Origin of the sequence: Pantoea sp. DY-17 (assembly GCF_019795975.1) — a bacterium.
Lineage (GTDB): Bacteria > Pseudomonadota > Gammaproteobacteria > Enterobacterales > Enterobacteriaceae > Pantoea > Pantoea leporis.
Window position 1 is genome coordinate 1,636,045 of record NZ_JAIMIG010000001.1, and the last position, 13,653, is coordinate 1,649,697.

Here is a 13,653-nt window from a genome sequence, read left to right on the forward strand (position 1 = left end):
GCTTCCTCACACTTTAGCGACTAGCGGACGTCCCAGCAGTCCTTGCGGGCGGAAGATCAAAATCACCACCAGCAGCGAAAACGAGAACACATCTTTGTAGTCAGAATTCACCATCCCGGCGAACTGCGCTTCCGCGACGCCCAGCAATAATCCGCCAAGCATCGCGCCCGGCAGTGAACCGATGCCGCCGAGCACTGCGGCGGTGAACGCTTTGATGCCAATGATAAATCCGGCGTAAAAATCAAAGGTGCCGTAATTCATCGTCACCAGCACGCCGGCCAATCCCGCCATCGCCGCACCAATCACAAACACCAGCGAGATAACGCGATCGGTATTGATGCCGAGAATGGAAGCCATGCGCCGATCCTGCTGCACTGCGCGGCAGATACGCCCGAGTTTGGTGTACTGGATAATCCAGGTCAGCAGCGCCATGCCGCAAAACGCCGCGATCAGGATGAAGATTTTGGTCCAGGTGATTTGCACCACGCCGCCATCAAATTCCATGCGCAACACGCCGGTCAGCAACGTCGGAATGCCCTGCTGATTTGGCCCCTGACTGAGTTGCACATAGTTTTGCAAAATCAGTGACATGCCGATCGCTGAAATCAGCGGCGCAAGGCGCGTCGAATTGCGCAGCGGTCGATAGGCGATGCGCTCAATCGCCCAGCCGTAAGCCGAGGTGACGATAATGGTGAAGATTAAGGTGCCGAATATCAGTAGCGGGAAGGAGTGAATGCCAAAAAAGCTGAGTAGCGATAAGCCAATGGCACACAGATAGGCGGAGATCATATACACCTCGCCGTGGGCGAAGTTGATCATGCCGATAATGCCGTAAACCATGGTGTAGCCGATGGCGATCAGGCCATACACGGCACCGAGCGTTAAACCGTTGATCAGCTGCTGTAAGAAAAAGGCGTCCATAATGTCGTCTCGTACTCAATGGGAGCGCACACCTCGCGCGCAATCGCGAATGGCCCCGCACTGCGCGGGGCCGCGTGGCACATTACAGCTGGTGATACTTGCCTTTGTCGTCCCATTGATACACGACGTAATCCGACACCTTGAGATCGCCTTTACTGTCCCAGCCTTTTTTGCCCATGACGGTATCGACGCTGTTGGCTTTCAGCCAGTCGCTGGCCTTGGCGTTGTCTTTACCGGCTGCTTTGTAAGCGGCGGCCAGCGTCTGCACGGAGGCGTAGGCATACAGGGTGTAACCTTCTGGCTCAAATCCGCTGGCGCGGAATTTGTCGATGACCGCTTTGCCATCGGCGATGGTGCGCGGATCGTTGCCGAAGGTCATGTAGACGCCTTTGGTGTATTGCGGGCCGCCTGCTGCCGTCACCATCTCTTCCGTCACAATGCAGTCACCGGAGAAGAAAGCCGCATTAACGCCCTGCTCACGCATCTGACGCACCAGCGGACCGGCTTCGGGATGACAGCCGCCGAAATAGACCACGTCCGGTTTCAGCGCGCCGATCTTGGTTACCAGCGCATTGAAATCTTTCTCACCGCGCGACAACCCTTCATACAGCACTTCTTTTACGCCGCGCTTCTCAAGTGAGGCTTTGGTGGCATCCGCCAAACCCTGGCCGTAAGTGTCTTTGTCATGAATGATGACCACTTTCTTCGCTTTCAGCTTGTCGATGATGTAATCCGCGGCGATAGCGCCTTGCTGGTCATCACGCCCACACATGCGAAATAGAGTTTTCATGCCGCGTTCGGTAATTTTTGGGTTGGTGGATCCGGGCGTGATCGCTAAAACGCCAGCCTCATCATAGACTTCCGAAGCGGGCATGGTGGATGAGGAGCAGAAGTGGCCGACCACCGCCATCACTTTATCCTGATCGACCAATCGGTTAGCGACGGATACCGCCTGCTTCGGTTCACACGCGTCGTCGCCCTGCACCAGCACGATTTTCTCGCCGTTGATGCCGCCTGCCGCATTGATATCCTCCGCGGCCTGGCTTGCGCCTTTCCAGTATTGCGCGCCGTACGTCGCATTAGGCCCAGAGAACGGACCCGCCACACCAATTTTAATATCTGCCTGAGCGTAAAAGGCCACGCTTAAACAACCTGCAATCGCCACCTTCATTGGGTGTTTTATGAATTTCAAAGACATGCTTTCAATCCTCAACGGGTCAGGAACGGAGCCATACCACGGCCTGGGAGAAATCAATTTCTGAAACTTCGGCAGAACAGAGTGCGGCCTCCAACACCCGAAGAGTCGCCATTTATGGCAACCTGCTTTAAGAACGGGATAGATTCATTAAGGCCACGGTTGAAAACTAAGCAATAAGCTCGCCAATACCGCGAAGGTGGACGATTTATTACTCGGGCATCGCTCCAGAACAGGAGACACGCGATGTAACATCCCTGCTGATCATAAACATAGCCGCGGTTACGCCACGCACCAGCACCGTGATGGTGCAGAATGCGGTCGATCACAGATTCTTCATCGTAGCGAAGGGTTTATCCGCTATGCTCTGGTGAAAACGGTCCATGTTTCTGAAGGAGAACCCATGAATACACAACGGAACGGATTGAGCAGCCAGCAAGCGCTGGACGAACTAGAACGCCTGTACGACGCAGCCGTTGACGCGCTGCGCAACGCCATTCGCGATTTCACTGCCACCGGACAGTTGCCGGATGAGGCCGCGCGTCAGCAAGGGCTGTTTGTTTATCCGCAGCTGCGCATCACCTGGCTGGGTGAAGGTCCGCAGCAAAATCGCACCCGCGCGTGGGGACGTTTTACCCATACCGGCAGCTACAGCACCACCATCACGCGCCCGGCGCTGCTGCGCCACTATCTCAGCGAGCAGCTGCAGATGCTGGAGAAGGAGTACGACGTGCTGATTGAGGTCGCGCCTTCACAGCAGGAAATTCCTTATCCTTATGTGATTGACGGCTTGTCACTGGACCGCTCAATGAGCGCCAGCATCGCACGCCATTTCCCCACCACCGAACTGTCGCAAATCGGTGATGAAACCGCCGACGGCCTGTTCCACGCCAATGCGATTTTCCCGCTGTCGCACTTTGACGCCCTGCGCACCGATTTCTCACTGGCACGCCTGCGCCACTACACCGGCACGAGCGTAGAGCACTTTCAGCCGTTCGTGCTGTTCACCAATTACACGCGCTACGTCGATGAGTTCGTGCGCTGGGCGATTGAGCAGGTGCAGGATCCCACCACGCCTTACGACAGCCTGGCCTGCGCCGGTGAAGTGGTGATCACCGCCGATACGCAAGACCCGACGGCGATGATGTCCGATCTGGCGTGGAAGAAGCACCAAATGCCGGCATGGCACCTGACATCACCGAATCGTCGCGGCATTACGCTGGTGAACATCGGCGTGGGGCCATCCAATGCCAAAACCATCTGTGACCACCTGGCGGTGATTCGTCCGCACGCCTGGCTGATGATTGGCCACTGCGGTGGACTGCGCGAAAGCCAGACCATCGGCGACTATGTGCTGGCGCATGCCTACCTGCGCGACGACCACGTACTGGATAGCGTACTGCCGCCAGATATCCCAATCCCCAGCATCGCCGAAGTGCAGCGCGCACTGTATGACGCCACCAAAGCGGTCAGCGGCATGCCCGGCGAAGAAGTTAAACAGCGCCTGCGCACCGGCACCGTGGTCACCACCGATGACCGTAACTGGGAGCTGCGCTACTCCGCTTCGGCGCTGCGCTTCAACCTGAGCCGCGCCGTTGCGGTTGATATGGAGAGCGCCACCATCGCCGCGCAGGGTTACCGCTTCCGCGTGCCTTACGGCACCTTGCTGTGCGTATCCGATAAACCGCTGCATGGCGAGATCAAGCTACCGGGCCAGGCAAACCGCTTCTATGAAGGCGCAATCTCCGAGCACCTGCAGATTGGCATCTGCGCGGTAGAACTGCTACGAGCTGAAGGCGACAAGCTGCATTCGAGGAAGCTGAGAACCTTTAACGAGCCGCCGTTTAGGTAATCATGATGAGTTCCGGCCCATGAAGGGCCGGAACCGTGCAGTAAAGCGCGTCATGACATTTTCAAAACGATATTCTGCACAAACCACGCCAGCACCAGAAGGCCGGTCGGTATCATGATTTTCCAGGTGATGCTGTTGTTGAAGGCAGATATTTTATCCTCCAGCTGATTGAATCTCTGATCAACTCTGTCGAACTTCTCATCAATCCTTTCAAACTTCTCATCAATCCTTTCGAACTTCTCATCTATCTTTCCAAACTTCTCATCTATCTTTTCGAACTTTTTATCGAATTTGTCTTCCATCCGCTCAAACTTTTTATCGAGACGTTGTTCAAGCGCCCCCAGCTCGCCCATAATCTCCACACGCATCACGCCCTGCTCGGCTCTGACCTTTTCGATATCCGCTTTAGTCGCAAAATGTTCTGAACGCGCGGTTAGCACAGCAACATCCATCTGAATCTGTTGCGTGGTTTTTTCCAGCTCTTCAACCCGTTTGGTGAGTTGTTCCATTTGATGATCTCCTTTGTTACCAACGTCAAAAATAAGCGGTGGGAACACTCGAGTTGTATTGCTAATGGGGTAATCCATCACCGAATCCTCTTCCATCGCGCAGCTCAATCTTTCCACCTCACTGTTAGTGAAACAGATTTGCGCAGCGTTAACATTCCACGATCCCGCCATTCACAGCACATTTTTTGCGGGCAGGTTTAAATAACACGCACAGCCTGGGCTGTTTTGAGAGGGAAGGAAAGTGAGCATCAAAAAGGACTGCGAAGTGTCACGCAGAAAATAAACGAAGGGATGCAACAGCAGACACGGAAGCCCGATCGGGCTTCCGTTAAGTAACATTTACGCGCTCAGCCAGCCCAGTTTGATAACAAACAGAATCGACAAAATGATCAGCGCCGGGTTGACCTCTTTGGTGCGACCGCTCAGCAGTTTCACCACCGTCCAGGTGATGAAGCCGAACGCAATACCGTTGGCGATCGAGTAGGTCAGCGGCATGGTCAGCGCGGTCACGGTTACCGGCGCGGCGGTGGTGATATCTTTCCAGTCAATATCTGCCAGGCCAGACGCCATCAGCACCGCCACAAACAGCAGCGCTGGCGCGGTGGCATAAACCGGTACGCTGCCCGCCAGCGGCGAGAAGAACAGGCTGAGCAGAAACAGAATCGCCACCACAATCGCCGTCAGGCCGGTGCGGCCACCGGCGCTGACGCCGGCAGCAGATTCCACATAGCTGGTGGTGGTTGAAGTACCAAGCAGCGAGCCGAACAGCGCGGCGGCGCTATCTGCGATCAACGCACGGCCCATTTTCGGCACGTTGCCCTGCTCATCCGCCAGACCAGCGCGCTTGGTCACACCCAGCAAGGTGCCCGTGTTATCGAACACGTCCACGAACAGGAAGGCGAAGATTACGCTCACCAAACCGACGTTAAAGGCACCGGCGATATCCAGCTGCATAAAGGTTGGCGCGATAGAGGGCGGAGCGGAGAACACGCCGCCAAACGGTGTCAGGCCAATGCCCATAGAAATGAAGGTCACCACCAGAATGCCGATGAGCACCGCACCGGTAACGCGACGCGCTTCCAGCACCACAATGATGAAGAAGCCGAGCAGCGCCAGCAGCGGACCCGGTTTGGTCAGATCGCCCAGGCCAACCAGCGTTGCTGGGTTATCCACTACGATACCCGCGCCTTCCAGCGCGATAATCGCCAGGAACAGACCGATACCGGCACCAATACCGGCACGCAGCGGCAGCGGAATGCTGTTAATAATCCACTCACGAATTTTGAAAAGCGACATGGCAAAGAAGATCACCGCCGACAAGAACACCGCGCCCAGCGCGACTTGCCAGGTGTAACCCATATGCAGCACCACGGTATAGGTGAAGAAGGCGTTGAGGCCCATGCCCGGTGCAAGTGCAATCGGATAGTTAGCGATCAGGCCCATTAACACACAGCCAATCGCCGCCGCCAGACAGGTCGCCACGAAGACCGCACCTTTATCCATGCCGGTTGCGCCGAGAATGCTCGGGTTAACAAACAGGATGTAAGCCATTGCCAGGAAGGTGGTGATACCCGCAATGATTTCGGTGCGAACCGTGGTGTTGTGCGCTTTTAGTTTGAAGAGTTTTTCTAACATCATCATCTCTCATGAGCGGAGTCGGCACGAATGCGCGCGCTCCTTGCCAATGTGGTTTACATGCTTATTGTTGTTTTGAAAGCGAAGCAAACTGGACAACAGGTTGTGAAACCTTGCGCTTTCCCCTGTCCATATAGCAATAGCTATGCCACTCCCCTACGCAATCGATTACGTTTTCATTTGCGGCTGCGGCTAAGATTATTCTGAACCAGAATGAGGCGCGATTATGGTGCATTGCACCAGCGCCGCGCAATCGTTTTCCTTGCTGACGATGTTTTGGCAAAAAGAGTGCGGCACTGCACGCTTCCGCACTCTGCCAGGCGATGGCGCTCACGTTTCTGTTGCCTTAATCAGCAGGTAAAAAACATCGGGTTACACTGCTTTTAACCCTTTCGTAACAAAAGAGGCGCATCCATGAAGCCCGCGATTCTGGTGGTCGATGATGATCGTGCAGTGTGCGAATTGCTGCACGATGTGTTGAATGAACATGTATTTACCGTTTATTGCTGCCATCAGGGTAAAGATGCGCTAGCCCTGCTCACGCTACACCCGGAAATTTCACTGGTGATGCTGGATATGATGCTGCCAGACACCAACGGCTTGCTGGTGCTGCAACAGATGCAGCGGCAGCGTCCCGATCTGCTAGTGATCATGTTGACCGGCATGGGTTCGGAAGCGGATATGGTGGTGGGGCTGGAGATGGGCGCGGATGATTACATCGCTAAACCGTTCAATCCGCGCGTGGTAGTGGCTCGGGCACGCGCGGCGCTGCGACGCTGCGGACGGCTGGCGCAGCCGGAAGCGTTAGCAGATGAAGGTTGGCAATTTAACGGCTGGCGCCTCGACGATGCGCGCTGCCAACTGTTCAATCCGCAGCGTGAAAGCGTGCCGCTAACGCAAGGTGAATACACGCTGCTGCGCGCGCTGGTGGCGCATGCGCGCAAAGTATTAACCCGCGATCAACTGCTCGAACTGACGCACAGCGAAAGCCTTGAGGTGTTTGATCGCACTATTGATGTACTGATTATGCGGCTGCGACGCAAGATAGAAATCAATCCGCATCAACCGAGCCTGATCCGCACCATTCGCGGTCTCGGCTATGTTTTCTCCGCCGACGTGATGCGTCCGGCCTCTTCGGCACGTGAAACGCAAATCGCCTGATCCATCCAGCGCTGCATCTCGGCTAATGGCCGCGTGCCGTCCAGCGCGTTGGCGGCATGCAGATTAAAGCAGGCGCAGGTGTGCGCCAGCTTCAGCGTTTCCGTCAGCGACCAGTCTTCATGGCTGGCATAGAGCACACCGGCGCAAAACGCATCGCCCGCCCCCACGCTGCCGACGATCTCTTCTGGCGCTAAGCACCACGCCGGTTGCCAGCGCCCTTCGCCGTCCGCTTGCTGGCCCCACGCGCCTTCGGGTGCGTGGATCACCACGCGCTGACGTACGCCTTGCTGCATTAGCCAGGTCGCCGCTTCGGCAAACGCAGTCGGTGCGGCAAGCCCGTGCGGCGTGCGCAAACTGATGCCGGTGAGTGATTGCGCCTCCAGTTCGTTAATCACCAGATAATCGAGCCAGCGCAGCGCAGGCACCACCAGCGGTCGATATTCGCCCACGCGCGACACCAAATCGAGGGAGGTGAGATAGCCGCGCTGCTGCATCTGCGCCAGCAGCCGTGCGCTGCGCGTGCCGTATTCATCGTCCGGCACATCAAGGCTATCCAGCAGCAGCAAATACCCGAGATGGAAGATGCGATGGGACGTGAAGACGTCGGCGAAGTGCGCCAGATCGAGCTTGCCATTGGCGCCGCGCGCATGGAAGAAGGTGCGCTGGCCATCCGGCGTGGTCATCACCTGCGTCATCGCCGTATTGATGCTTGCGATGCGCTGCACAAACTGGCGGTCGATGTGATGATCGTCCAGCAGTTGCAGGATGTAGTCGCCGTCGCTGTCCTCGCCTACTATGCCGACGCCCGCCAGCGGCAGATTCAGCTGCATGCGCGCCAGCGTAAACAGCACATTGAGCGCCGCGCCGCCGCTGCACTTCTCGCTGTGCTGAATCTCGGTTAGCCAGCCTTGTTCCGGCCAATGGCTGATGCGCTGCACGTGATCCACCAGCATGCTGCCGGCACCGATGATTCCGTTACGCACCATGCGGTTATGCCCTCCCGGCGCTGCCGAATACCTGCATCTGCTGCGCCACCACGTTGGCGATGTCGCGCTCTACCGCCATCAACAACTCAGCAAAGGCGTCGTAGCGCGCATCGCGTTGGGCGATCTGCGCTTCAATCGCCCCGAGCGCCGCCTGCGACATGCCGGTATAGAAATTGATTTTATTGATGCCAAGGCTGACGGCGCGGCGGAAATCCGCGTCGCTAATGCCGGAACCGCCATGCAGCACCAGCGGAATGCCGGCCGTCGCGCGAATCGCTGCCAGCCGGTCGAAGTCGAGTTTGGGTTCGCCTTTGTATTTGCCGTGCGCATTGCCAATCGCCACCGCCAGGCAATCAATGCCGGTGGAGTGTACAAAATCAGCGGCCTGCGCCGGATCGGTAAATTTATCGCTGTCGGCCTCGCCAAACAGCGCACCGCCTTCATCGCCGCCCACCGCACCGAGTTCGGCCTCCACCGACACGCCGAGCGCGTGACACATCTTCACCACCTCGCGGGTCTGGCGCACGTTCTCCTCATAGCTGAGCGTCGAGCCATCGAACATGACCGAGGTGAAGCCAAGGCGAATCGCCTGCATCACCGCCTCAAAATGCAGGCCATGATCGAGATGCAGCACTACCGGAATAGCGTGCAGCGCCGCTTCGGTACGCACCGCGGCGACCAAATGCTCGAGGCTGACATACTTAAAATGCACTTCAGCGATGCTGATAATAAACGGCGAGCGCTGCCGCTCAGCGGCCTGATAGAGCGCGCGCAGGAAATGGGTGTCGAGGACGTTAAACGCGCCAAGCGCGTAGCCGTTCTGTTGCGCATGGGCCAAACCCTGCGCCAGTGAAATCAGTGCCATATCAGGCTCCTTTAGGCCAGCCAGCGGTGATATTCGTTACACAGCAGCCAGCGCGGTGCTTCATCTTCATCCAGCGGATTGAAGCGCGCCAGCGGCGTGAGAAACACATTGTCATGTTCGTCGTCATTGGGCATCGAGACTTCACCCACCAGCACATCGCCGTAGCCCTCTTCGCCCCAAAAGCTGTGCCAGATGCCCGGCAACAAGGTAACGCTTTCGCCCGGCGATAAACGCAGCTGCGAACCGGCGGCGTGGGTTTGGCGGATGCCATCGAGTGTGACGTTAACCGCCGTATCAGCCAGCTGATTGCCCGCACGGTTATGCAGCGTGACGATCAGATTGCCGCCGCCGCGATTGATAATGTCTTCCATCTTTTGCGGGTGATAATGCAGCGGCGTGACCTGCCCTTCGCGCACATGCATGATTTTTTCGGCATAAGGTTTGGCCCACGGCTGGCCACCCCGCGAACCGTTGCGCAGTGTGAACAGGGTTAAACCGGTTTGATTGAAATCGTCAGCGCCGAAGCTGGTGACATCCCAGCCAAGATGCAGCGCCAGCAGTTCATCGGCGTCATGTTTATCGAGCGCGCGCCACTGGCTGAGGCCGTAATCGGCCCACGGCGGCAGATGCACATCCTGACGCATAAAGAATTCGCGGGTGCGTTGTAGGATCGCATTCACTTCTGAGCGTTGCATCTTCACCTCCTTTCCACGCTGGCCCTCACCCCAGCCTTCTCCCGCAAGCAGGAGAGGGCGCTATTTGTCCCCTCTCCCATTTATGGGAGAGGGTTAGGGTGAGGGACAGCGGCTGCTTACTTCACCGTCCAGCCCTTGTAGCTGCTGACGCTGTTACGATCGATCATCGTCACCGGAATCAGCACCGGCTTATCCGGCGCGGGCTTGCCCTGCAGGATGTCATAGCCGATCTCCACCGCTTTCGCCGCCATCACCTGCGGGTCCTGCGCTGGCGTGGCCACGAACAGCGAGCCTTTGCGTTTCAGCGCCTCTTCACCGTCTGGCGATCCATCGACGCCGACAATAAAGAACTCATTGCGTTGCGCCTGTTTCGCCGCCAGATCGGCACCAATCGCCGTTGGGTCGTTAATCGCGAACACTGCATCAATCTTTGGATTGGCCGACAGCAGGCCGGTCATCACTTCGAGGCCACCTTCGCGGCTGCCTTTGGCGTTCTGGTTGTAGGAGAGCAGCTTGATGTCCGGATGGGTTTTCAGCTCGGTCATGCAGCCTTCGACACGGTTCTGCACCGCAGAAACCGGCGGTCCATTGATGATCACCACGTTGCCTTTGGCCTTCAGGCGGTCGGAGATGTATTTACACGCCATCGCGCCGGCGGCGGTGTTATCGGAGGTGATAGTGGCGTTAGCGCCGTCTGCTGCCACGTCGACCGCCACCACCACAATCCCGGCATCACGCGCACGTTTTACCGCGGGCGCGATACCTTTGGAATCGGCGGCGTTAAGGATGATCATGTCCACTTTAGCGGCGATGAAGTTGTCAATCTGCCCCACCTGCTGGCCGAGATCGTAGCCGCTGGAGACCAGCGTTACGTTGACTTTGTCGCCCGCCAGTTCACGCGCTTTCAGCTCGGCACCTTTGGTGATCTGCACGAAGAACGGGTTGGCGAGATCGCCGACGGTCACACCAATGGATTTCAGCTCTTTGGCCTGCACCAATGGCGCGCTCAGAAGCGTAGCCGCCAGCAGTCCGGTTAGAATCGGATTAAAACGCATAGTCGATGTTCTCCTGCTTTTTGGTTTTTATGATTAGTGCTCGCTGTCCCCCATCCCGGCCTTCCCCCGCAAGCGGGGGAAGGAGACGTTGCCACATGCAGCTTCAGTACGAGCATATGGCAGCATCTTCCTCCCCCACTTGTGGGGGAGGACCGAGGAGGGGGACAGCCAGCACGTTCTAAAACAGCCAGCACCTTGTAACTCAACCCACGTGATGCCGCGTCCGGTACTTATCGATCAACACCGCGATAATGATCACCGCGCCCTTAATCACTAACTGCCAGAAATAGGAGACGCCCATCAGCGTCATCCCGTTATTCAGCGTGGCGATAATCAGCGCACCAATCAGCGTGCCGGTGATGGTGCCGATGCCGCCGACAAAGCTGGTGCCACCGAGGATCACCGCCGCTATCGCATCCAGCTCGTAACCGACGCCAAGGTTGCCATTGGCGCTGTAGAGCCGCGAGGCGCTCATCAATCCAGCCAGCCCCGACAGCAAGCCGCTCATGGCGTAGACAAACAGCAGCACCACGCTGACTTTGATGCCGGTCAGGCGCGCCGCCTGCACGTTGCCGCCAACGGCATAAATGTGTACGCCTAAGGTAGTGCGGCGCAGAATGAACCAGCACAGCGCGATCACCGCAAAGGCGATGATGATCAGCCACGGCACCGGCCCGAGATAGCCGTTGCCTATCCACTCAAAGTTGATGTCGGAGTTGATCACCGTGGTGCCGTTCGCCAGCAGATAAGCCGCGCCGCGCATCGCGGTGTAGGTGCCAAGCGTGACAATAAAGGGCGGCAGCCCCGCCCACGCCACCAGAATGCCGTTGAACAACCCCATAATCAGCCCGGCACCTAACGCCGCCGGGATCGTCAGTGACGCAAATGCCGGATCGAGCGAAACCGCCATCGCCACCACCGCCGTGGTGCCGAGCATCGATCCCACCGACAAATCGATGCCGCCGGTGAGAATGACAAAGGTCATGCCCGCCGCCAGCACGATGTTGATCGAGGCCTGACGCGTAATGTTGAGCAGATTGCCCTCGGTGAAGAAGTTCGGCGTGACAAAGCCGAACACCGCCACGATCAGGATCAGAATCGGCAGGATGCCGACGGTTTGCAGCAGGTCACTCATTAACGCGCGCTTGAGGGTGGGACTTTTTACGCGTGCGGATTCACTGGTCATTGCGCTCTCCTCAGGCCTGAACCGGCTGCGCGCCGGTGGCCAGTGTCATAATGTTTTCCTGGCTAATCTCTGCCCCACTCAACTCACCGGCGATGGCGCCTTCACGCATCACATAAACGCGGTCGCTCATGCCCACCACTTCCGGTAACTCGCTGGAGATCATTAAAATCGCCACGCCCTGCTGCGCCATCTGCTGCATCATGCGGTAGATTTCGCTCTTGGCGCCGACATCAACGCCGCGCGTCGGCTCATCAAGAATCAGGATGCGCGGCGCAATCGCCACCCAGCGTGAAATCAGCAGCTTCTGCTGATTACCGCCGGACAAGCCGCCCGCGCGCACCTGCGCATGCGGCACGCGGATGTTCAGCGCATCAATCGCCTCGCTGGCGATCTTCTGCCCTTTGCGCCGATTGAGCAGGCCGTAGCTGGCATCGCGCTCCAGCGTCGCCATCACAATGTTGTCCTGCGCCGCCAGTTCAAGGAACAAGCCCTGCTCTTTGCGGTTCTCGGTGAGGAAACCGATGCCGCGTGCGATGGCGTCGCGCGGCGAGTGAATCTGCACTTTCACGCCGTCGATCCAGATCTCACCGCCGCTCGGTTGATGCACGCCAAAAATCAGCTGCGCCAGTTCACTGCGCCCGGCGCCGACCAGCCCCGCCAGCCCGACAATCTCGCCGGCACGCACCGACAGGCTGCTGGGACGCACTTTGTGTTTGTCGCACAAGTGATTGACGGCGAGACGGATGTCGCCGAGCGGAATATTGCGGTCTTTGTTGAACAGATCGCTGAGCGGCCGCCCGACCATCATGCGCACCAGCTCGCTGGCGTTAAGCTGCTCGCGCGTCAGGCTGCCGACGTACTGCCCGTCGCGCAGCACGCTCACGCGATCCGACAGCTCATACACTTCCGCCATGCGATGGCTGATGTAGATAATCGCCATGCCTTCGCTGCGCAGCCGTTTAATCAGCGCAAACAGCTGCTCGGTTTCACGATTGGAGAGCGCGGCAGTCGGCTCATCCATCACCAGAATGCGGCTGTTGCGGTGCAGCGCGCGGGCAATTTCCACCTGCTGCTGCTCGGCAATACTCAGGCGGCTCACGAGATCGGTGGCGCTGAACTGCGCACCCAGGCGATCAATCACCCGCTGCGCCTCTTCCGCCATCTGGCGACGCTTCACCAGGCCTCCACGCGTGATTTCACTGCCGAGAAAGATGTTCTCCGCCACCGTCAAATTGGGTGCCAGATTGATCTCCTGATAAATCAGGGTGATGCCCGCCGCCAACGCCTCTTTTGGGCCTTTTATGACATACGGCTGGCCGTCGATAAGAATTTCCCCGCTGCTGGCGGTATAGGCGCCGGCCAGAATTTTCATCAAAGTACTTTTGCCCGCGCCGTTTTCGCCCATCAGCGCATGCACTTCACCGGGCCAGACCGTGAGATCCACGCCCTTGAGCGCATAGAAGTTGCCGAAGCGTCGGGTGATTCCCCGCATGGAGAGTATCGGTGTGGCATCCATTTACAGACTCCTGCTGGCAAAGGTTGCAGCGAGTAAAACCTGCTTAGATAAATGGAAAATGTCAGCGGCCATTCATA

Annotated in this window: 13 protein-coding genes; 2 read left to right on the forward strand and 11 right to left on the reverse strand. The window is 57.7% G+C overall.

The genetic code is table 11. From position 1 onward, the window contains the following. Positions 1-6: 6 nt before the first annotated feature. Together K5Y33_RS07790 and K5Y33_RS07795 are read right to left on the reverse strand one after the other, a co-directional pair. On the reverse strand, positions 7-921 hold the full coding sequence (locus K5Y33_RS07790) for a branched-chain amino acid ABC transporter permease (RefSeq protein ID WP_008105462.1): 915 nt from the start codon (positions 919-921) through the stop codon (positions 7-9). Between the two features lie 82 nt (positions 922-1,003). Beyond that, on the reverse strand, positions 1,004-2,119 hold the full coding sequence (locus tag K5Y33_RS07795; protein WP_101762802.1) for a branched-chain amino acid ABC transporter substrate-binding protein: 1,116 nt from the start codon (positions 2,117-2,119) through the stop codon (positions 1,004-1,006). Positions 2,120-2,519: 400 nt separating this feature from the next. On the opposite strand from K5Y33_RS07795, the gene K5Y33_RS07800 reads away from it, so the two are divergent. Continuing rightward, positions 2,520-3,968 carry an AMP nucleosidase gene (locus K5Y33_RS07800; RefSeq protein WP_110868358.1) on the forward strand — a complete coding sequence of 483 codons (1,449 nt, stop codon included), beginning with the start codon at positions 2,520-2,522 and terminating at the stop codon, positions 3,966-3,968. Positions 3,969-4,018: 50 nt separating this feature from the next. On the opposite strand, the gene K5Y33_RS07805 is transcribed toward K5Y33_RS07800, so the two are convergent. The 3 genes from K5Y33_RS07805 to K5Y33_RS07815 all read right to left on the reverse strand — a co-directional run bounded on the left by K5Y33_RS07805 (position 4,019) and on the right by K5Y33_RS07815 (position 6,446). After that, positions 4,019-4,555, reverse strand: coding sequence for a DUF4164 family protein (locus K5Y33_RS07805; protein ID WP_255610241.1), 537 nt, complete (start codon positions 4,553-4,555; stop codon positions 4,019-4,021). Between the two features lie 261 nt (positions 4,556-4,816). Further along, positions 4,817-6,115 (reverse strand): NCS2 family permease, encoded by a 1,299-nt coding sequence (locus K5Y33_RS07810; RefSeq protein WP_008105472.1) that lies wholly within the window; start codon positions 6,113-6,115, stop codon positions 4,817-4,819. A gap of 61 nt (positions 6,116-6,176) precedes the next feature. Further along, positions 6,177-6,446: a hypothetical protein gene (locus K5Y33_RS07815; protein WP_222233634.1), complete on the reverse strand. Its 270-nt coding sequence runs from the start codon at positions 6,444-6,446 to the stop codon at positions 6,177-6,179. Between the two features lie 80 nt (positions 6,447-6,526). On the opposite strand from K5Y33_RS07815, the gene K5Y33_RS07820 reads away from it, so the two are divergent. Beyond that, positions 6,527-7,273: a response regulator gene (locus K5Y33_RS07820; RefSeq protein ID WP_101762804.1), complete on the forward strand. Its 747-nt coding sequence runs from the start codon at positions 6,527-6,529 to the stop codon at positions 7,271-7,273. On the opposite strand, the gene K5Y33_RS07825 is transcribed toward K5Y33_RS07820, so the two are convergent. The 6 genes from K5Y33_RS07825 to K5Y33_RS07850 form a co-directional block, all read right to left on the reverse strand. Next, positions 7,210-8,259: a carbohydrate kinase family protein gene (locus K5Y33_RS07825; RefSeq protein WP_222233635.1), complete on the reverse strand. Its 1,050-nt coding sequence runs from the start codon at positions 8,257-8,259 to the stop codon at positions 7,210-7,212. The genes K5Y33_RS07820 and K5Y33_RS07825 overlap by 64 nt on opposite strands. A gap of 4 nt (positions 8,260-8,263) precedes the next feature. Then, on the reverse strand, positions 8,264-9,124 hold the full coding sequence (locus K5Y33_RS07830; protein WP_101762806.1) for a ketose 1,6-bisphosphate aldolase: 861 nt from the start codon (positions 9,122-9,124) through the stop codon (positions 8,264-8,266). A gap of 11 nt (positions 9,125-9,135) precedes the next feature. After that, positions 9,136-9,819: a D-lyxose/D-mannose family sugar isomerase gene (locus K5Y33_RS07835; protein ID WP_110868355.1), complete on the reverse strand. Its 684-nt coding sequence runs from the start codon at positions 9,817-9,819 to the stop codon at positions 9,136-9,138. A gap of 116 nt (positions 9,820-9,935) precedes the next feature. Next, positions 9,936-10,874 carry an ABC transporter substrate-binding protein gene (locus K5Y33_RS07840; RefSeq protein WP_101762808.1) on the reverse strand — a complete coding sequence of 313 codons (939 nt, stop codon included), beginning with the start codon at positions 10,872-10,874 and terminating at the stop codon, positions 9,936-9,938. 202 nt (positions 10,875-11,076) lie between these two features. Beyond that, on the reverse strand, positions 11,077-12,060 hold the full coding sequence (locus K5Y33_RS07845; RefSeq protein ID WP_101762809.1) for a ribose ABC transporter permease: 984 nt from the start codon (positions 12,058-12,060) through the stop codon (positions 11,077-11,079). 10 nt (positions 12,061-12,070) lie between these two features. After that, positions 12,071-13,576: a sugar ABC transporter ATP-binding protein gene (locus K5Y33_RS07850; RefSeq protein ID WP_210082088.1), complete on the reverse strand. Its 1,506-nt coding sequence runs from the start codon at positions 13,574-13,576 to the stop codon at positions 12,071-12,073. Positions 13,577-13,653 lie beyond the last annotated feature (77 nt).

What these genes read in the sequence shown, in the direction of transcription:
- K5Y33_RS07830 (WP_101762806.1), bottom strand. Translation starts at nt 9,124, where the DNA reads ATGGCACTGATTTCACTGGCGCAGGGTTTGGCCCATGCGCAACAGAAC.
- K5Y33_RS07805 (WP_255610241.1), bottom strand. Translation starts at nt 4,555, where the DNA reads ATGGATTACCCCATTAGCAATACAACTCGAGTGTTCCCACCGCTTATT.
- K5Y33_RS07825 (WP_222233635.1), bottom strand. Translation starts at nt 8,259, where the DNA reads ATGGTGCGTAACGGAATCATCGGTGCCGGCAGCATGCTGGTGGATCAC.
- K5Y33_RS07835 (WP_110868355.1), bottom strand. Translation starts at nt 9,819, where the DNA reads ATGCAACGCTCAGAAGTGAATGCGATCCTACAACGCACCCGCGAATTC.
- K5Y33_RS07810 (WP_008105472.1), bottom strand. Translation starts at nt 6,115, where the DNA reads ATGATGTTAGAAAAACTCTTCAAACTAAAAGCGCACAACACCACGGTT.
- K5Y33_RS07850 (WP_210082088.1), bottom strand. Translation starts at nt 13,576, where the DNA reads ATGGATGCCACACCGATACTCTCCATGCGGGGAATCACCCGACGCTTC.
- K5Y33_RS07845 (WP_101762809.1), bottom strand. Translation starts at nt 12,060, where the DNA reads ATGACCAGTGAATCCGCACGCGTAAAAAGTCCCACCCTCAAGCGCGCG.
- K5Y33_RS07800 (WP_110868358.1), top strand. Translation starts at nt 2,520, where the DNA reads ATGAATACACAACGGAACGGATTGAGCAGCCAGCAAGCGCTGGACGAA.
- K5Y33_RS07790 (WP_008105462.1), bottom strand. Translation starts at nt 921, where the DNA reads ATGGACGCCTTTTTCTTACAGCAGCTGATCAACGGTTTAACGCTCGGT.
- K5Y33_RS07795 (WP_101762802.1), bottom strand. Translation starts at nt 2,119, where the DNA reads ATGTCTTTGAAATTCATAAAACACCCAATGAAGGTGGCGATTGCAGGT.
- K5Y33_RS07840 (WP_101762808.1), bottom strand. Translation starts at nt 10,874, where the DNA reads ATGCGTTTTAATCCGATTCTAACCGGACTGCTGGCGGCTACGCTTCTG.
- K5Y33_RS07820 (WP_101762804.1), top strand. Translation starts at nt 6,527, where the DNA reads ATGAAGCCCGCGATTCTGGTGGTCGATGATGATCGTGCAGTGTGCGAA.